Below are 16,206 nucleotides of genomic sequence, written 5' to 3'. Positions count from 1 at the left end.
TCTCCACACGGAACAAATCCGTAACGAGCGGGTGCCGCCGTCAGCATGTGTTGACGATCCGGATGCGTCAACGTATGTTGACGATAGGGATGAGGAGGCGCCGTCATGTCACTGGTCGCACAGGAATCCGACGACGACCCCCGGCGGGCACTGCGAGCCGCCGGAGAGTTGCGCCGCAGCGCGGAGAAGGCCGAGGCGATCCAGGTCCGGCGGGCCCGCAACGCCGGCCTGAACTGGCCCCAGATCGCGCTCGCGCTCGGCGTCACCACCACCGAGGTCCGCCGCAGGTACGGCACCCGCCGCCGGCTGCTGCGCGCCGGTCAGCCCTGACCGGCCCCCCGGTACGGGTAGGCTCCCGCGCATGAGCGGCTACCTCGGGTCGTACGCGACGCTCGGGCTCCTGTTGCTCGCCAGCGTGCTGGTCTTCGTCGGCGCGTTCTCGGCGAACCGGCTGCTCCGGCCGGCCCACCCGGCCGACCCGCCGGGCAAGCGGACCAGCTACGAGAGCGGGGTCGACCCGGTCGGCAGCGGCTGGGCGCAGGTGCAGATCCGCTACTACGTCTACGCCTACCTGTACGTGCTCTTCGCGGTGGAGGCGGTCTTCCTCTTCCCCTGGGCGGTCGTCTTCGACCGGCCCGGCTTCGGCCTGGTCACCGTCGTCGAGATGGCGATCTTCGTCGCCGTGCTCGCGCTCGGCATCCTCTACGCCTGGCGCAAGAACATCCTGCGCTGGTCCGACTGATCCGCCCGGCGGCTCAGGCCAGGCCGCGCCGGGAGAGCGCGGGCGGGCGGTCGCCCCGGATCGAGGCGACCATGTCCAGCGCCCGCCGGGTCTGGCGTACCTGGTGTGCCCGGAACACCCGCGCGCCCAACCAGGCCGAGACCGTGGTCGCCGCGAGCGTGCCCTCCAGCCGCTCGTCGACCGGCACGTCCAGCGTCTCGCCGACGAAGTCCTTGTTCGACAGCGCCACCAGCACCGGCCAGCCGGTCGAGGTCAGCTCGCCGAGCCGACGGGTGATCTCCAACGAGTGCCGGGTGTTCTTGCCGAAATCGTGCGCGGGGTCGATCAGAATCCCGTCCGGGCGTACGCCGAGGGCGACCGCGCGTTCGGCGAGTCCGGTGACCGTCGACACGACGTCGGCGACCACGTCGTCGAAGGCCGCCCGGTGCGGCCGGGTACGCGGGCTCAGCCCGCCGGCGTGCGAGCAGACCAGACCCGTACCGGTGTCGGCGGCGACCTGCGCGAGTGCCGGGTCGGCGCCGGACCAGGTGTCGTTGAGCAGGTCCGCCCCGGCGGCCACCGCCTCGACGGCCACCTCGGCCCGCCAGGTGTCGATCGAGATCACCACATCGGGGAAGGCGGCCCGGACGGCGGCGATGGTGGCCACCGTACGGCGGATCTCCTCGACCACCCCGACCTCCGCGCCGGGGCCGGCCTTGACCCCGCCGATGTCGATGATCTGCGCTCCCTCGGCGAGCGCCCGTTCCGCCGCACGCAGGGCGGCGTCCGCGGCGAACGTCGCGCCGCGATCGAAGAACGAATCCGGCGTACGGTTCACGATCGCCATCACGGCCAGGTCGCCGGGGCCGAAGGTCTGCGTACCCAGCCGTAACGTCCGGCCCATCCGGAACCTCCCTCGAAGCCGACACCGATGACCCCGACGCTAACCGGCCGCCGGCGACGGCGGTGCGACGGGAGTCGGGCGGGGTGGCGGGGTCGCCCGACGGGGGTGGGCGTGACACGATTCTTCTATGGGTCAGTTTCTGCTCCTCCTGGTTGTGGCGGTGACCGCCGCGGCGGTCGTCTTCGGCGTGACCGTGCTGCTGACCGGCAGCGATCCCGGTCTCGCGCCGGCCGAGCCGGACGGCCGGGCGGTGCCGCTGCCGGCCAGCCGGCCATTGGCGGAGTCCGATGTCGGCGAGGTGCGGTTCGACACCGCGCTACGCGGGTACCGGATGAGTCAGGTCGACCGGGCGTTCCAGCGGGCGGCCTACGACATCGGCTACAAGGACGAACTGATCGGCGTGCTGGAGGCGGAGGTGGCGGCGTTGCGCGAGGGTCGGGGTGCGGACGCCGACGCGCTGCGTCGGGCCCGGGTGGCGGCGCTCGCACCGGTCGCCGACGGGGCCGAGGCCGCGCCGACCGGCTCGCCGGTCCGCCGGCCCGAGGCCGAGCAGGCGACCGTCGCCGCCACCACCGCCCCGGTCGACGCCGACACCGCCACCGCCCCGGTCAACGCTGACACCACTGCCCCGGTCGACGCCGACTCGACGACCCCGGTCGGCGCCGACTCCGCCGCCCCGGCATCGACCGACCGTGCCGACACGGACCGCGCCGCGGCGCCGGCCGACGCCGTCGTGGCGGACGCCGATCCGGCCGGCACCGGATCCGTGCCGGACCAGGCGACGCAGGACGTGCGGGCGGAGAGCGCCGGTACGGCACTCCGGTCGGAGCGCGGGTGACCGGGACCGGTCCGGATGGGCTCGACGGCGCCGTGGCGCCGGGCGCCGGTGAGGTCACCGCGACGGTGATCGTGCGGGCGCCGGCCGCGACGGTGTTCGCCGCCTTCACGGCGTGGGAACGGCAGGGCGACTGGATCCCGTTCACCCGGGTCCGGGTGGTGCAGGGTGACGGCGGCGAGGGCAGCCTGGTCGAGGCGGTGACCACGGTCGGCCCGGCGGTGCTGCGGGACGAGATGCGGGTCATGCGGGTGGACGCCCCGTACGAGCTGAGGGTGCTGCACTGTGGACGGCTGCTGCGCGGTCCGGGCGTACTGCGCTGCACGCCGATGGACCGGGAGCGGACCCAGGTGGTCTGGCACGAGTGGTTCCACCTGCCCGGTGGCACGGTCGGCCGGTGGGCCTGGCCGTTGCTCTGGCCCGGTTCGAAGATCAGCCTCGGCCAGGCGCTGAAGCGGTTCGCCCGGCTGGTCGAGAGCGGGCAGTTGCCCTGATCACGGCCGTGCCGGCGGGTTAGCGTCGGCCGGTTGGCTGACCTACGGTAGTGACCGTGACGGATCTGGTGATCGGCGCGGACGGGCTGGCCCGCTGCGGCTGGGGCGCGAGCACGCCGGACTATGCGATTTACCACGACGAGGAGTGGGGACGGCCGCTGCGCGGCGACGACGCCCTCTTCGAGCGGCTCACCCTGGAGGCGTTCCAGTCGGGCCTGTCCTGGCTGACCATCCTGCGCAAGCGGGCGGCCTTCCGGGTCGCCTTCGACGACTTCCACCTGGAAACGGTCGCCGGGTACGACGAGTCGGACGTCGAGCGACTGCTGGGGAATGCCGGAATTGTCCGTAACCGTAGCAAGATCGAGGCTGCCGTCAACAACGCCCGCGCCGCGCTCGAACTGCCCGACGGGCTCTCCGCCCTGCTCTGGAGCTTCGCCCGGACCGGACAACGGGAGCAACCGCGCTCCTTCGCCCAGGTGCCGGCGCGTACGCCCGAGTCGACGGCCCTGGCCAAGGCGCTCAAGCAGCGGGGCTTCCGGTTCGTCGGCCCGACCACCGCGTACGCGCTGATGCAGGCGACCGGGATGGTCGACGACCACCTCGTCGGCTGCCACGCCGCGGGGGCGTACCGCACCGGTCGTTCCGAGCCGCCGGTGGCGGCCGTGATGGGATAGGAGCCATGGGTCAGCGGAACGAGGCGCGGGCATGAGCGCCTGGGCAGTGGTCATCAGCGACGAGCGGTACGAGGCGGAACGACTCTTCCACCACGACACGCTGGAGTTCACCGGACTGCCGGGGCGGCATCGGCCGGCCAACGGCGACCCGGTGCTGGTGCTGCGCGAGGGCGGCAGCCCGCTTCTGGTGGCGCTGGGCCGGGTCACCCCGTACGGGATCGAGCAGGACCGGGATCCCGACGGTGACGGGCCCGAAGCGCTGGTGGTGACGTACACCCGGCGGGTGTTCGACGCGCCGGCCGAGGTCGACCAGCTCGCCCTCGACGGACCCCTGACCCCGGTCGACCCGGCCACCTACCGGGCGCTGGCCGACCGGGTCGGTCCCGCGCCCGACCGGAGCACCTGGCTGGTCAGCCTGGACCTGCCGATCGAGGCCGGGTCGCCGGCCGAGGCGGTCGGACTCTTCTGGTCCTACGTGCGCGACCTCGGGCCACGGGAGCTGCCTACGTATGTCTCGCCGGCCGGTGACGAACTGGCCATGCAGGCGTTCGTGCTCGGCGCCGAGGCGAACCAGGACCCGGAAGAGGACGACGACTAGGGCCCCGTCTTGCCGCGAGGGGCTGTTGCATCGATCGACGTGTGCCGATAATGGGGTACCCCTATGTCGAGGCTGGGAGACGTCGTGCGCAACCGTGTCGCCGTGGCAGTGGCCACCTGCTTCTCCGGACTGATTCTCGCCTCGTCGGCGGCCGGACCCGCGTCCGCCGCGACCTGGTACCCGAGCGGGCCGTACTACGACGAGGCCGAGTGCGAACGCTACCGCGAGATCTACCGGGAGATCCCCGTGTTCGTGGGCCGGTGCGCTTACCACGACAAGCCGAACGACGCGCAGGACGGCTGGTGGTTCCAGCACACCGAGCTGCCCTGGGGTCGCCGCTAGCCGGGTGCTACCGGTCTTCCGGGTAGCCCCGGAAGACCGGTAGCACCGGATCAGTGGCCGAGGAAGACCGCTGCGTAGCCCGGTTCAGTGGCCGACGAAGACCGCGTAGCCCGGCTCAGTGGCCGACGAAGACCGCCGGCTGCTTGTCGACGAAGGCGACGGTGGCGACCCGGTGGTCCTCGGTGGCGCCGCAGATCGCCTGCGCCTGGGCCTCGGCGGCCAGCGCCTCGGACAGCGTTCCGGCGTCACCGACCGACAGCTGCCGCTTGATCGCCCCGTACGCCACGGTCGGGCCGGCGGCGAGCCGGGCGGCCAGCGCCTGGGCGGCCGGCACCACGTCCTCGTCGTCGTCCAGGAGCTGGGTGAGCAGGCCCAGCCGGTCGGCCTCGGCGGCCGGTACGGGCTCGGCGAGCATCAGCAGCTCGACCGCCTTGGCGTGCCCGACGAGGCGGGGCAGCGACCACGAGGCGCCGGTGTCGGCGGCCAGGCCGACCTTGGCGAACGCCATCAGGAACTTCGTCGACGGGCCGCCGATCCGGAAGTCGGCGAGGAACGCCAGCGACGCCCCGGCGCCCGCAGCCGTGCCCCGCACCGCGGCCACCACCGGTTTGGGCAGGTTGCCCAGCCGGGCCGCGATCGGGTTGAAGTGCGCCCGTACGGTGCCCAGCGGGTCGGCCCGGCGGGTGCGCAGGGTCTCGACGTGCTCGCGCAGGTCCTGCCCGGCGCAGAAGGCCCGACCGGCACCGGCGAGCACCACCGCTCGGCAGGAGCGGTCGGTTTCCAGCTCGGCCAGCGCGTCCCGCAACGCGACCTTGAGCGCGACGTCGAGCGAGTTCATCGCCTCGGGACGGTTGAGGGTCAGGGTGACGACGGCGTCGGCACGCTCGATGAGCAACGGCTCGGTCACGATTTCTCCGGACCCTTCTGTCGGGGAACCTTGCTGCTGACGTCGAGGCAGTGCTCGACGTACCGGTCGGCGGCGGGACGCAGGCGGGCCGCGTGCCGGTCGAAGAAGGCGGCGGCACTGGTGCCGGGCCATCGTTCCGGCAGCAGTGCCGGCGGCAACTGCGGATCCCGAAAGAGGAAGGTACGCCAGGCGTGCACCAGGCGAAAGCGGACCGCGTACGCGTCCTCGTCACTGCTGCGTACGGTCACGGCACCGACCAGTGCGCGCTGTTCGGCGATGAACCCCTCGTACGCCCGGCCGATCTCGTCGAGGTCCCAGGCCCGGCGGACCAGGCCCATCGCGCCCGGCGTACCGGCGGTGTGGCTGGCGGAGAACCGCTCGTAGCGCACACCTGCCTCGTTGAGCATCCCGTCCACCTCCTCGCCGGTGCGGGTGGCGACCCAGGTCTGCTCGTCGATCATGCCGTAGCCGAGGAAGGCGAGGCTGGTGTCGAGCCGCTGGCGGTCCCGGCGGGCCGGCGGTGGTTGCAGGACGATCAGGTCGAACCGGCCATCCCAGCCGATCTTGCCGGTACGGTAGATTCGGGCACCGGCCTCGTCCAACCGGCGGGCTGCCTTCGGGCTCAGCAGGTAGCCGGGTCCACTGCTCATCCTGGTCGGGTAGAGCCAGCCCTGGCGGACCATGCGGGAGACCGCGGTCCGTACCGCCGGTGGCGCGATGCCCAGTGGTGCGAGAAGCTTGACCAAGGCGGCGACCGGCGCACGACCACCTCGGGCGCGCAGATAGTCGCCGTAGAGGTCGAAGAGTGCCGACCGTGCCTGCATGACCGCACATTGTGACAGCCCTTCGCAAGATATGCTAGACGCTGTTACAGCGTTGCTGGTTCGGTTTGGGTCCGGCGGTGTTCATCAGGGAAAATCGTTGGTCGGCACCGCGGGCCGTGAGCGCGGTGATGTCGGCGAAGTGAATGTGGGGCAACCCACCGACCCTGGTGAAGGTCTGAGGGGAGACAACATGGCGGCGATGAAGCCGCGGACGGGCGACGGTCCGCTGGAAGTCACCAAGGAGGGCCGGGGCATCGTCATGCGGGTTCCGCTGGAGGGTGGTGGCCGGCTCGTCGTCGAGATGACTCCTGACGAGGCCAACGCGCTCGGCGACGCGCTGAAGGCCGCCGCGGGCTGAGTGATCATGGGGGTCCGGGCGCGCCGCGTGCCCGGACCTTCGTTCGTGCTGGGCCACCGGCGACGCCGGTGGCCCAGCACGTTCAACCGGGCCCGAGCGCGGATGCACGCGCCGGCGGCCTGCTCGTTCCACGATCTTCTGGAGGTACGGTCGGCGTGCTGACCATCCGTCTCGTCGCCGACCCCACCGGGTTCGACGCGCTCGCCCTGCCCGTCCGCCCGAGCGGCGCGACGGCCACCGAACCGGGTCCGGCCACCGGGGAAACCGACCCCGTCGACGCACCCGCGGCCGAGCTGCCGCCGACCGCACCGGCCCTGCCGGACGACCTGCTGGCCGAGGCGACCGCCCTGCTGCCGCTGGTCGGACAGACCGGCTCGGCGGGCAGTACGCACCTCTCCGTCCGGGCGCTGCGTCAGCCCAGCCGGCTGCTGCTGGTCGGGGTGGGCGCCGCCGACGAGGCCGGTTGGCGGGCCGCCGGAGCGGCGATCGCCCGTACCGCTTCTGAGACTTCGATCACGATAGCCATGCCGGTCGATGCCGGCTCCGAGGCCGTACGCGGGCTGGCCGAGGGGCTGTGGCTCGCCTCGTACCGGTTCCGATTGACCGACGCGGACGCCCCCGGCGGCCTCGCCGAGGTGCTGGTCGCGGTCGCCGACCCGGCCGCCCACGAACCAGCCCTCGAACTGGCCCGGGTGACCGCCCGGACCACCCGGCTCGCCCGCGACCTGATCAACACCCCGTCCTCGACGAAGTCGCCGCGGTGGCTCGCCGACCAGATCGTCGCCGCCGCGGCCGAGCAGCCGGGGCTGACCGTCGAGGTCCGCGAGCCCGAGCAGCTCGCCGACGAGGGCTTCGGCGGCATCCTGGCCGTCGGCGGCGGCTCGGCCACCGGCCCGCGCCTGGTCGAGCTGAGCTGGCAACCGGCCGGCGCGAGCATCCACGTGGTGCTGGTCGGCAAGGGCATCACCTTCGACACCGGCGGCATCTCGATCAAGCCGCGCGAGGCGATGAAGCTGATGCGCAAGGACATGGCCGGTGCCGCCGCGATCGCCGCCGCCACCATCGGCGCGGCCGCGCTGAACCTACCGGTACGGATCACCGCGCTCGCCCCGCTCGCCGAGAACATGGTCAGCGGCTCGGCGTTCCGCCCCGGCGACGTGATCCGCCACTACGGCGGTCTGACCAGCGAGACCACCAACTCCGACGCCGAGGGACGGCTGGTGCTCGCCGACGCGCTCGCGTACGCGGTGCAGCGGCTCGCCCCGGACCTCCTGATCGACGTCGCCACGCTCACCGGCGCGAACGCGGTCGCCCTCGGCAAGCGGCACGCCGCCCTCTACAGCGAGAACGACGAGCTGGCCGAGGCGCTGATCGGCGCCGGTCGGCAGGCCGGCGAACTGGCCTGGCGGATGCCGCTGCCCAACGACTACGTCGAGTACCTCGGCAGCGACATCGCCGACCTCTACAGCGCCCCGGACCGGGGTGCCGGCTCGGTGACCGCCGCGCTCTACCTGCGCGAGTTCACCGGAGCGCTGCGCGACCGCTGGGTGCACGTCGACATGTCCGCCCCCTCGTGGGCCGAGGGCAACGACGGTCCGGTGGTCAAGGGCGCCACCGGCTACGGCGTCCGTACGCTGCTGCGCTGGCTGGGCGGCCTGGGGTAGCCCGCTGCCGCTCGGGTGGGGTGTGATCCGTTGTTACGCCACGGGGAACGGCTCCCGGATGGTTACGTGTTGGCCTGGGACGGCTCGACGCCGTGGCCGAGCCGACAACCGTGAGGACGCGACATGGCACCGCTTCGTTACTCCACGTACGTCGCACCGCCCAAGCCGGCGGTCTCGGACGACCTGCCGCCCGGCGGGACGCAGCGGACCTGGTCCCCCACCACCGCCACCCTCATCTCGGGCGAACGCGACGCGATCCTGGTGGACGCCCTGATGACGGTGGACGAGGCGACCGGCCTGGCCGACTGGATCGCCGCCACCGGCAGGAACCTCGCCACGATCTTCATCACCCACGGCCACGGGGACCACTTCTTCGGTACGTCCGTGGTGCTGGACCGGTTCCCGACGGCGAGGGTGGTGGCGGCCGCGCACGTGGTCGAGCGGATGCAGCAGCAGTTGGGCCCGCGGTGGCTCGACGACATCTGGCGGGTCCAGTTCCCCGGCCAGTTGCCCGACCGGCTGGTCGTCGCCGAACCGCTGACCGACCACACCCTGGACCTGGAGGGCGAGCGGCTGGTAGTGGTCGAACTCGGCCACAGCGACACGGACGACACGACCGCGCTCTACGTACCGTCCATCGGGCTGGTGGTCGCCGGTGACTCCGTCTACAACGACGTGCACCTCTACCTCGGCGAGGCCGGCAGCGGCGGCATCGCGGCCTGGCTGACCGCCCTGGACACCGTCGAGGCGCTGCGCCCCACCGCGGTGGTCGCCGGGCACAAGCGCGACGGCGCCGACGACGGGCCGCACATCATCGAGGAGACCCGCGACTACCTGCGCGACTTCGAGGCCGGCATGGCGCGGACCAAGACCACCCTGGAACTGTACGACTACATGGTCACGCTGCACCCCGGCCGGGTGAACCGGGGTGTGCTGTGGGATTCCGCCCGCGCCGTCAAGGGCTGACCGCCCCGGTCACCCCCGCTTGATCGCCGCCAGCAGGCCCTCGCCGGCCGGGAGCAGGGCCGGGATCCAGTCGTCGGACTCGCGTACCGCCTTGACGATCTCGCGCACGGTCACCGTGGTCAGGTCGCGGGCGGCCGGGTCGCCGATCCGCCCGCCGGCCAACGCGCCGTGCAGCACGAGCGCGCCGCCGGGGCGCAGCAGCCGCAGGGCGGCCTCGACGCAGGCGCTGTACTCGGTCGCGTCGGCGTCGGCGAAGACCAGGTCGTAGACCCCGTCGGCCAGCCGGGGCAGCACGTCCAGCGCCCGACCGGTGATGATCCGGGTACGACCGGCCGGGAAGCCCGCCTCCTGGAAGATCCGCCGGGCGATGCGCTGGTGTTCGGCCTCGACGTCGATCGTGGTCAGGACGCCGTCGGGACGCATCCCGCGCAGCAGCCACAGCCCGCTGACGCCGGTGCCGGTGCCGATCTCCACCACCGAACGCGCACTGCCGGCGGCGGCTAGTAGTCGCAGGGCCGCGCCGGCACCGGGCGTGATGGCCGGCAGGCCGACCTCCCGGGCCAGGCTGCGGGCGGTCTGGAGGACCAGGTCCTCGGCGACGTACGCCTCGGTGAACTGGAGTGCCTGGGCGGTCATCGAGGTGACTGACCGGGCGACCATGGCGATGGCGTACCTCCGCGACGGTGAGGGGTGGACAAGGGGCTATGACGCTATGAGCCTAAGGGCGTCCGTACGTGATCGACAGTCGTCCCACCGGTTCCCCGTCCACGCCGGACCCAACCGCTGAATGCTCTTCGGCTATCCGTGCAATCCTGGAGGCGGAACCCGTACGCCCCGACCGGAGAGCGGCTCACGCCGTAAGGTCGGCGAACGCTTTCCGGGACGGACTGGGAGGGCACGTGACCGACGGCTGGAACTGGCGCCAGCCCGACGGGACCCCGATGACGGCACCTGTGCCGCCGCCGGTGGGCCCGCCGGGGCGTATGCCAGCGGGATCTGGTGGTGTCGGGGGCCCGACGCCCTCCGTACCGGGGGGTGTCGGTGGGTCGGCGCCCTCCGCCTGGTGGTCCGACGCGCTGGGTGACCCGTGGCGGGACCCACGGACGCACACCGCCGTGGTGGTGCAGGCGCCGCCGCTCGCCCCGGACGCGCTGCCGGAACCGGTCACCGACCCGGACGCGCCGCGTCAGCGGGGGACCGGCCCGGTCTTCCTGGTCGCGGTGGTCGCCGCCCTGTTGGCCGGCACGCTCGGCGGCACGCTCGGCTTCGTGTTCGCGTCCCGCAGCGGGGTCGGCGGGCCGACCACGGTGCTCGGTCGTCAGGGCACCGAGGCCCCGGCCGCGGCGCAGCGCAAGCCGGACACCCTGGCCGGGGTGGCCGAGCGGCTGGCGCCGAGCGTGGTGACCGTACGCGTCAACGGCGGTGGCGGGTCGAGCGTCGGTTCCGGCTTCGTCGCCTCCACCGACGGTTACGTGATCACCAATGATCACGTGGTCGAGGGGAGCAACGGGCGCGCGACGGTGGTCTTCAACGACGGGTCCACCACGGCGGCGACGGTGGTGGGCACCGACCCGGAGTCCGACCTCGCCGTGATCAAGGTGTCCCGGCCGGGTCTGGTGCCGGTCGAGTTCGGCGACTCGGAGTCGATAGCGGTCGGTGACCCGGTGCTGGCCTTCGGTACACCGCTGGCCCTGGCGAACACCGTGACGGCGGGGATCGTCAGCGCCCTGGACCGGACGATCAGCGCCGGTGAGCCGGGCGGGCAGGTGCGTTACTACGCCGCGATCCAGACCGACGCCGCGGTCAACCAGGGCAACTCCGGTGGCCCGCTGGTCGACGGCGCGGGCCGGGTGATCGGGGTGAACTCGGTGATCAAGTCGCTGGCGGTGGACGAGTCGGCGGCGGGCAATATCGGACTCGCCTTCGCGATCCCGATCAACCAGGCCAAGCGGGTCGCCCAGGAGATCATCGACACCGGCAAGGCGCGCCGTACGGTGATCGGTGCCCAGGTCAGCGGCGCCGGGGTGGGTGCCGAGGGCGGCGTACGCGTCGCCGGGGTCGACCCGGCGGGGCCGGCGGCCGGTGCCGGTCTGCGGACCGGTGACGTGCTGCTCCGGCTGGACGGACGGGTCCTGGAGGAACCAACTGATTTGATCGCTTTGGTCCGCAAATACGCGCCCGGGTCGGTGGTGACCGTCGAGTACCGTCGCGGTACCGATCGGCAGCAGGCGTCAGTGACACTTGCCGCAGATGCGAAGTAGCCGGTCCGCACCCCCTCCCGGATTCGCCCCCGGCGTGCGTAGTCTTGCCCTGGACCGGCACGAGGAGGCGGCGAGGTGTTCGAAAACCTGAACTGGTGGGAGATCGGCGCGCTGCTTCTACTTGCGCTGTTGATCTTCGGTGACAAGCTGCCGACCGTGATCAACGACGGCCTGCGGATGCTGCGCAACCTGCGCCGGATGGCCACCAACGCCACCGGCGACCTGAGCCGCGAGTTGGGCACCGACATCCAGCTCGAAGACCTGCACCCGAAGGCGTTCATCCGCAAACACCTGCTCAGCGAGGACGACGAGGCCGCGCTGCGCAAGCCGTTGCAGGGGCTCTACGACACGGTCAAGTCCGACCTCAGTGGCGTACACGACGAGCTGAAGGATGTTGCCGCCGCGACCGACCTGCGCAACGGCGGCCGTACGGCGAGCGCCAACGGCTCCGGGGCGGGTGCGGTCAACGGCAGTGCCGCCGCCCCGGCGGGTGCCGTCCAGGCCCGGTCGTACGACGACGACGCCACCTGATCCGAGCGGTCGGCAAGAAGAAACGGTTCCACCCGCTCGCAAGCGGGTGGAACCGAACGGTACGGGTGGTGGTCAGCGACCGGCCGGGCGCAGTCCGAGCGGCTTGCCGATCAGCGACTCCCGCCGGACCGCCAGCCGGTCGGCAACCGCGTTGAGGGCCACCGAGGCGGGCGCGGACGGGTCGGCGAGCACGATCGGGGTGCCCAGGTCGCCGGCCTCGCGTACGCGGGTGTCGAGCGGGATCTGACCCAGCAGCGGGACCGGTGCGCCGACCACCCGGGTGAGCGACTCGGCCACCGCCGTACCGCCGCCGGAGCCGAAGACCTCCATCCGGGACCCGTCGGGCAGCTCCAGCCAGGACATGTTCTCCACCACGCCGACCAGGCGCTGGTGCGTTTGCAGGGCGATCGCGCCGGCCCGCTCGGCCACCTCGGCGGCGGCGGTCTGCGGCGTGGTCACGACCAGGATCTCGGCGTTGGGCAGCAACTGGGCCAGCGAGATGGCCACGTCGCCGGTGCCCGGCGGCAGGTCGAGCAGGAGTACGTCCAACTCGCCCCAGTAGACGTCGACCAGGAACTGCTGCAACGCCCGGTGCAGCATCGGCCCGCGCCAGACGACCGCCGCGTTGCCGTCGGTGAACATCCCGATCGAGATGATCTTCACGCCGTGTGACTGCGGTGGCATGATCATGTCTTCGACCCGGGTCGGCCGGGCCTCGGTGCCGAGCATCCGGGGAACCGAGTGGCCGTAGATGTCCGCGTCGACCACGCCGACGGAGAGGCCACGGGCGGCCAGTGCGGCGGCCAGGTTGACCGTCACGCTCGACTTGCCCACCCCGCCCTTGCCGCTGGCCACCGCGTACACCCGGGTCCGGGTGCCGGGCTGGGCGAACGGGATGACCGGTTCCTCGGTCGCGCCACCGCCGCCGCGGAGCCGCTGTTGCAGCGACTGCCGCTGCTCCGGCGTCATCACGCCGAAGTCGATCTCCACGCCGGTGATCCCGGGCACCGCGCTGACGGCGGCCGTGATGTCCGTACGCAACTTGTCCTTCAACGGGCAGCCGGCAACGGTGAGCAGGAGCTCTACGCGTACCCGGCCGTCCGGGCCGACCACGGCGGAGCGCACCATGCCGAGCTCCGTGATGGGCCGGCGGATCTCCGGATCGTCGACGGTGGCCAGGGCGGCCTGTACCGCTTCCTCGACGGTGCTGACGGGTGCTGACATGCCTGCCATCGTACGTCGCATACGGGATCCCGTTGGCGGTCGCGGGCACCCGGTGTGATCGATCAGATCCGCGCTTACTCGGCGTCCAGCTCGTCGACCGGTTCCTCGATGCTCTCCGCCGGCACCCGACGCCCCGAACTCTGCTGCCGGTCCTTGCGGTACTGCCGCTGCTCCAGCCGTTGCCGCCGCTGCGCCTGCTCGTCCAGCTCCTCGGCCAGCCGGCCCAGCTCCGACCGCAGGAAGTCGCGGGTGGCGACCTCGCCGAGGGCGATCCGCAGGGCGGCGATCTCCCGGGCCAGATACTCGGTGTCCGCCTTCTGCAACGCCGCCCGCCGCCGGTCCTCCTCCGAGGCCAGCCGGTCCCGGGCCGCCTGCCGGTTCTGCGCCAACAGGATCAACGGCGCCGCGTACGACGCCTGCAACGACAGCAGCAGGGTCAGGAACGTGAACGTGTACGGGTCGAACCGCAGTTCCCGGGGAGCGAGCGTGTTCCATAGCAGCCAGAGCGCGATCACCACGGTCATGTAGACGATGAAGTTCGCCGTACCCATGTAGCGGGCGATCCCCTCGGACCAGCGCCCGAACGCCTCCGGGTCGAACCGGGGCAGGCGCAGCCGGCGCGGTTCGCGCGGCTGGTCGAGGCGTTCCAACCGGCGTGGCTCAGTCATCGTCGCCGCCGATTCCGGCCCAGTCGGCCCGGCCGGCACCCAGATCGCCCCCGGCCGCCGCCGTGCTCACCGCCGCGTCCCGGTCACGCCAGTCGGCCGGCAGCGAATGATCGAGTACGTCGTCGACGGTGACCGCCCCCACCAGCCGGTTGGACGGGTCGATCACCGGGAAGGCGACCAGGTCGTAGGTGGCCATCCGGCGGGTGAGCTCGTTCAGCCCGGTGGTCGGCTGCAACGGGTCGATGTCGTTGATCAGCAGGCTGCCCAGCAGTTCCGCCGGAGGCTCGCGCAGCAGCCGCTGGAAGTGCACCATGCCGAGGTACCGGCCGGTCGGGGTGGCCATCGGCGGGCGGACGACGAAGACCTGGGCGGCGATGGCCGGGGAGAGCTGCGGGTCCCGGATCCGGGCCAGCGCCTCGGCGACGGTGGCGTCCGGCGGCAGGATCACCGGCTCGGAGGTCATCAGGCTGCCGGCCGTACCGGACTGGTACTTCAGCAGTTGGCGGACCGGGTCGGCCTCGCCCGGTTCCATCATGTCGAGCAGCATGTCCTGCTCCGGCGGTGGCAACTCGCTGAGCAGGTCGGCGGCGTCGTCCGGGTCCATCTCCTCCAGCACGTCGGCGGCCCGCTCCCGGTCCAGCCCGGCCAGGATCTCCACCTGGTCGTGCTCGGGCAGCTCACCCAGCACGTCGGCCAGGCGCTCGTCGTCCAGCGCGGCGGCGACCTCGTTGCGGCGGGCGTCCGGCAGGTCCTGGAGCGCGTTCGCCAGGTCGGCCGGGCGCATGTTCTCCAGCACCGAGAGCAGGTTGGCGGTGCCCCGCGTCTCCGGCAACCCGAGCAGCCCGCCGGCCCGCTCCCACTCCAACTGGTGCAGGTGCCCGCGCCGGCTGAGCCGGCTGGTCTGCTCGCGTACGGCGACCCGGGTCAGGGACCACTCGCCCTGGCGGTTGGACTCCATCGCCACGTCGACGACGGTGCCGGGCCGACCGGTCGGTTCGATGATCACCCGGCGGTCGAGCAGGTCCTCCAGCACGAGCAACTCGTTCGGGCGCTTCTCGAACCGGCGCAGGTTGAGCGTTCCGCTGGCGAGCAGCACCGACTCGGCGTCGATGGTGGTGATCCAGTTGATCGAGAGGAAGATCCGCCGGCGCATCGCCAGCTCCGCCACCAGCCCGACGATCTGCGGGTTCCGACTGCTCGTACGGAGTCGGGCGACCGCGTCCCGGATCCGGCCCACCTGGTCTCCGTTGGGGTCGAAGACGGCCAGTCCGGCAAGGCGGGCGATGTACACCCGGGTCGGCGTGGTCACGGGAGCAAGCCTATGCGCCTAGGCTTTACCAACATGTCGACCTTGGCGTACGAGATCGTGGACGTCTTCACCGACCGTCCGTTCGCCGGCAACCCGCTCGCGGTCGTCTTCGACGCCCAGGCACTGGCGACCGAGCAGATGCAGATCATCGCCCGGGAGTTCAACCTGTCCGAGACGGTATTCGTGCTGCCGTCCACGGCGGCCACGGCGACGTACCGGGCCCGGATCTTCACCCCGGAGCAGGAACTTCCGTTCGCCGGGCACCCGAGTATCGGCGCGGCGGTCACCGCCCGTCGGCGCGGCTGGTTCGGTGCCGGTGAGGTGATCCAGGAGTGCGGTGCCGGCCTGCTGCCGATCGAGGTGACCGGCGACCGGGCCACGGTCACCGGCGCCGGTCCCACGCTCGGCCCGGAGCTGGACGTGGAGCCGCTGCTGGCCATGGTCGGGTTGACCGCCGCCGACTTCGTCGGGCCGGCTCCCCGGGTGGCCGGCTGCGGGCTGGAGTTCCCGTACCTGTCGGTCCGACCGGAGGCACTGGGCCGGGTGGTGCTCAACGCCCCGGCGGCGGTACGGGCCGGGGTCGAGCACCTGAGCGTCTTCGCCTGGCATCCGGCGCAGCGCACCGCGTACGCCCGGGTCTTCGCGCCGGGGGTCGGCGTGCCGGAGGATCCGGGCACCGGCTCGGCCGCCCTCGGCCTCGGGGTGTGGCTGGTCACCAGCGGGCTGCTGCCGGGGGAGGGGCGCTCGTCGTACACCGTGCGCCAGGGTGCCGAGATCGCCCGCCCGTGCCTGCTCGAATGTACGGTGACCGCGGCCGACGGGGTGGCGCTGGGCGCCACCGTCGCCGGCCAGGTCGTCCCGATCGCCGCCGGCCGGATCACCGTCCCGCCGTTCGTGGGCTGATTTCCGGCACCGGCCACCGTCGG

20 protein-coding genes are annotated in these 16,206 nt (G+C 72.3%); 13 read left to right on the top strand and 7 right to left on the bottom strand.

The genetic code is table 11. The annotated features are described in order from the left end of the window. Positions 1 to 105 precede the first annotated feature (105 nt). On the top strand, positions 106 to 330 hold the full coding sequence (locus OG792_RS30615) for a helix-turn-helix domain-containing protein (protein WP_329104745.1): 225 nt from the start codon (positions 106 to 108) through the stop codon (positions 328 to 330). Positions 331 to 361: 31 nt separating this feature from the next. After that, positions 362 to 742: an NADH-quinone oxidoreductase subunit A gene (gene ndhC, locus OG792_RS30610; RefSeq protein ID WP_329104743.1), complete on the top strand. Its 381-nt coding sequence runs from the start codon at positions 362 to 364 to the stop codon at positions 740 to 742. A 13-nt stretch (positions 743 to 755) separates the two neighbouring features. Here the strand turns inward: ndhC and folP are convergent, their stop codons facing one another. Further along, complete coding sequence (folP, locus tag OG792_RS30605) at positions 756 to 1,625, bottom strand: dihydropteroate synthase (protein WP_329104741.1); 870 nt, start codon at positions 1,623 to 1,625, stop codon at positions 756 to 758. Between the two features lie 127 nt (positions 1,626 to 1,752). Between folP and OG792_RS30600 the strand changes: the two genes are divergently transcribed. From OG792_RS30600 to OG792_RS30580, 5 genes are all read left to right on the top strand, one after another. Then, positions 1,753 to 2,463: a DivIVA domain-containing protein gene (locus tag OG792_RS30600; protein ID WP_329104739.1), complete on the top strand. Its 711-nt coding sequence runs from the start codon at positions 1,753 to 1,755 to the stop codon at positions 2,461 to 2,463. Beyond that, positions 2,460 to 2,954 (top strand): SRPBCC family protein, encoded by a 495-nt coding sequence (locus OG792_RS30595; protein WP_329104736.1) that lies wholly within the window; start codon positions 2,460 to 2,462, stop codon positions 2,952 to 2,954. Before OG792_RS30600 ends, OG792_RS30595 begins: the two co-directional genes overlap by 4 nt. Positions 2,955 to 3,010: 56 nt before the next feature. After that, positions 3,011 to 3,628, top strand: coding sequence for a DNA-3-methyladenine glycosylase I (locus OG792_RS30590; protein WP_329104734.1), 618 nt, complete (start codon positions 3,011 to 3,013; stop codon positions 3,626 to 3,628). Between the two features lie 31 nt (positions 3,629 to 3,659). Continuing rightward, complete coding sequence (locus tag OG792_RS30585) at positions 3,660 to 4,226, top strand: hypothetical protein (RefSeq protein ID WP_329104732.1); 567 nt, start codon at positions 3,660 to 3,662, stop codon at positions 4,224 to 4,226. Between the two features lie 84 nt (positions 4,227 to 4,310). Continuing rightward, positions 4,311 to 4,568, top strand: a complete 258-nt coding sequence (locus OG792_RS30580; RefSeq protein ID WP_329104730.1) for a hypothetical protein — start codon at positions 4,311 to 4,313, stop codon at positions 4,566 to 4,568. 115 nt (positions 4,569 to 4,683) lie between these two features. On the opposite strand, the gene OG792_RS30575 is transcribed toward OG792_RS30580, so the two are convergent. Together OG792_RS30575 and OG792_RS30570 are read right to left on the bottom strand one after the other, a co-directional pair. Continuing rightward, positions 4,684 to 5,475: an enoyl-CoA hydratase-related protein gene (locus tag OG792_RS30575; protein WP_329104728.1), complete on the bottom strand. Its 792-nt coding sequence runs from the start codon at positions 5,473 to 5,475 to the stop codon at positions 4,684 to 4,686. Continuing rightward, positions 5,472 to 6,299: a PaaX family transcriptional regulator gene (locus OG792_RS30570; protein WP_329104727.1), complete on the bottom strand. Its 828-nt coding sequence runs from the start codon at positions 6,297 to 6,299 to the stop codon at positions 5,472 to 5,474. The genes OG792_RS30575 and OG792_RS30570 overlap by 4 nt, the downstream gene beginning before the upstream one ends. A gap of 190 nt (positions 6,300 to 6,489) precedes the next feature. Here OG792_RS30570 and OG792_RS30565 point away from each other — a divergent pair, with 190 nt between their 5' ends. The 3 genes from OG792_RS30565 to OG792_RS30555 all read left to right on the top strand — a co-directional run bounded on the left by OG792_RS30565 (position 6,490) and on the right by OG792_RS30555 (position 9,287). After that, positions 6,490 to 6,657: a DUF3117 domain-containing protein gene (locus OG792_RS30565; RefSeq protein ID WP_007455245.1), complete on the top strand. Its 168-nt coding sequence runs from the start codon at positions 6,490 to 6,492 to the stop codon at positions 6,655 to 6,657. Positions 6,658 to 6,812: 155 nt separating this feature from the next. Continuing rightward, positions 6,813 to 8,321 carry a leucyl aminopeptidase family protein gene (locus OG792_RS30560; RefSeq protein WP_329104725.1) on the top strand — a complete coding sequence of 503 codons (1,509 nt, stop codon included), beginning with the start codon at positions 6,813 to 6,815 and terminating at the stop codon, positions 8,319 to 8,321. Between the two features lie 123 nt (positions 8,322 to 8,444). Beyond that, positions 8,445 to 9,287 carry an MBL fold metallo-hydrolase gene (locus OG792_RS30555; RefSeq protein WP_329104724.1) on the top strand — a complete coding sequence of 281 codons (843 nt, stop codon included), beginning with the start codon at positions 8,445 to 8,447 and terminating at the stop codon, positions 9,285 to 9,287. Between the two features lie 9 nt (positions 9,288 to 9,296). Here OG792_RS30555 and OG792_RS30550 read toward each other — a convergent pair whose 3' ends face one another. Beyond that, entirely contained in the window at positions 9,297 to 9,923 is a 627-nt protein-coding gene (locus tag OG792_RS30550) for an O-methyltransferase (protein WP_329111538.1), read from the bottom strand. A 305-nt stretch (positions 9,924 to 10,228) separates the two neighbouring features. Here OG792_RS30550 and OG792_RS30545 point away from each other — a divergent pair, with 305 nt between their 5' ends. Together OG792_RS30545 and OG792_RS30540 are read left to right on the top strand one after the other, a co-directional pair. Further along, the gene (locus OG792_RS30545; RefSeq protein WP_442932516.1) at positions 10,229 to 11,548 is read left to right on the top strand and encodes a S1C family serine protease; all 1,320 of its coding nucleotides are present in this window, start codon (positions 10,229 to 10,231) and stop codon (positions 11,546 to 11,548) included. Between the two features lie 75 nt (positions 11,549 to 11,623). Then, on the top strand, positions 11,624 to 12,079 hold the full coding sequence (locus tag OG792_RS30540) for a preprotein translocase subunit TatB (protein WP_329104722.1): 456 nt from the start codon (positions 11,624 to 11,626) through the stop codon (positions 12,077 to 12,079). A 72-nt stretch (positions 12,080 to 12,151) separates the two neighbouring features. On the opposite strand, the gene OG792_RS30535 is transcribed toward OG792_RS30540, so the two are convergent. The 3 genes from OG792_RS30535 to OG792_RS30525 all read right to left on the bottom strand — a co-directional run bounded on the left by OG792_RS30535 (position 12,152) and on the right by OG792_RS30525 (position 15,280). Further along, on the bottom strand, positions 12,152 to 13,303 hold the full coding sequence (locus OG792_RS30535) for an Mrp/NBP35 family ATP-binding protein (RefSeq protein WP_329104720.1): 1,152 nt from the start codon (positions 13,301 to 13,303) through the stop codon (positions 12,152 to 12,154). Positions 13,304 to 13,377: 74 nt separating this feature from the next. Beyond that, positions 13,378 to 13,971, bottom strand: a complete 594-nt coding sequence (locus tag OG792_RS30530) for a DUF1003 domain-containing protein (protein WP_329104718.1) — start codon at positions 13,969 to 13,971, stop codon at positions 13,378 to 13,380. Then, on the bottom strand, positions 13,964 to 15,280 hold the full coding sequence (locus OG792_RS30525; RefSeq protein ID WP_329104716.1) for a magnesium transporter MgtE N-terminal domain-containing protein: 1,317 nt from the start codon (positions 15,278 to 15,280) through the stop codon (positions 13,964 to 13,966). The genes OG792_RS30530 and OG792_RS30525 overlap by 8 nt, the downstream gene beginning before the upstream one ends. A gap of 33 nt (positions 15,281 to 15,313) precedes the next feature. Between OG792_RS30525 and OG792_RS30520 the strand changes: the two genes are divergently transcribed. Continuing rightward, positions 15,314 to 16,183 carry a PhzF family phenazine biosynthesis protein gene (locus tag OG792_RS30520; protein WP_329104714.1) on the top strand — a complete coding sequence of 290 codons (870 nt, stop codon included), beginning with the start codon at positions 15,314 to 15,316 and terminating at the stop codon, positions 16,181 to 16,183. The last annotated feature ends 23 nt before the right edge of the window (positions 16,184 to 16,206 follow it).

The sequence above is a fragment of the Micromonospora sp. NBC_01699 genome (assembly GCF_036250065.1).
Lineage (GTDB): Bacteria > Actinomycetota > Actinomycetes > Mycobacteriales > Micromonosporaceae > Micromonospora_G.
This window is presented reverse-complemented; position numbering and strand designations above follow the sequence as displayed.

What these genes read in the sequence shown, in the direction of transcription:
- ndhC (WP_329104743.1), top strand. Translation starts at nt 362, where the DNA reads ATGAGCGGCTACCTCGGGTCGTACGCGACGCTCGGGCTCCTGTTGCTC.
- OG792_RS30600 (WP_329104739.1), top strand. Translation starts at nt 1,753, where the DNA reads ATGGGTCAGTTTCTGCTCCTCCTGGTTGTGGCGGTGACCGCCGCGGCG.
- folP (WP_329104741.1), bottom strand. Translation starts at nt 1,625, where the DNA reads ATGGGCCGGACGTTACGGCTGGGTACGCAGACCTTCGGCCCCGGCGAC.
- OG792_RS30545 (WP_442932516.1), top strand. Translation starts at nt 10,229, where the DNA reads ATGACGGCACCTGTGCCGCCGCCGGTGGGCCCGCCGGGGCGTATGCCA.
- OG792_RS30530 (WP_329104718.1), bottom strand. Translation starts at nt 13,971, where the DNA reads ATGACTGAGCCACGCCGGTTGGAACGCCTCGACCAGCCGCGCGAACCG.
- OG792_RS30555 (WP_329104724.1), top strand. Translation starts at nt 8,445, where the DNA reads ATGGCACCGCTTCGTTACTCCACGTACGTCGCACCGCCCAAGCCGGCG.
- OG792_RS30615 (WP_329104745.1), top strand. Translation starts at nt 106, where the DNA reads ATGTCACTGGTCGCACAGGAATCCGACGACGACCCCCGGCGGGCACTG.
- OG792_RS30585 (WP_329104732.1), top strand. Translation starts at nt 3,660, where the DNA reads ATGAGCGCCTGGGCAGTGGTCATCAGCGACGAGCGGTACGAGGCGGAA.
- OG792_RS30570 (WP_329104727.1), bottom strand. Translation starts at nt 6,299, where the DNA reads ATGCAGGCACGGTCGGCACTCTTCGACCTCTACGGCGACTATCTGCGC.
- OG792_RS30550 (WP_329111538.1), bottom strand. Translation starts at nt 9,923, where the DNA reads ATGACCGCCCAGGCACTCCAGTTCACCGAGGCGTACGTCGCCGAGGAC.
- OG792_RS30565 (WP_007455245.1), top strand. Translation starts at nt 6,490, where the DNA reads ATGGCGGCGATGAAGCCGCGGACGGGCGACGGTCCGCTGGAAGTCACC.
- OG792_RS30520 (WP_329104714.1), top strand. Translation starts at nt 15,314, where the DNA reads ATGTCGACCTTGGCGTACGAGATCGTGGACGTCTTCACCGACCGTCCG.
- OG792_RS30535 (WP_329104720.1), bottom strand. Translation starts at nt 13,303, where the DNA reads ATGTCAGCACCCGTCAGCACCGTCGAGGAAGCGGTACAGGCCGCCCTG.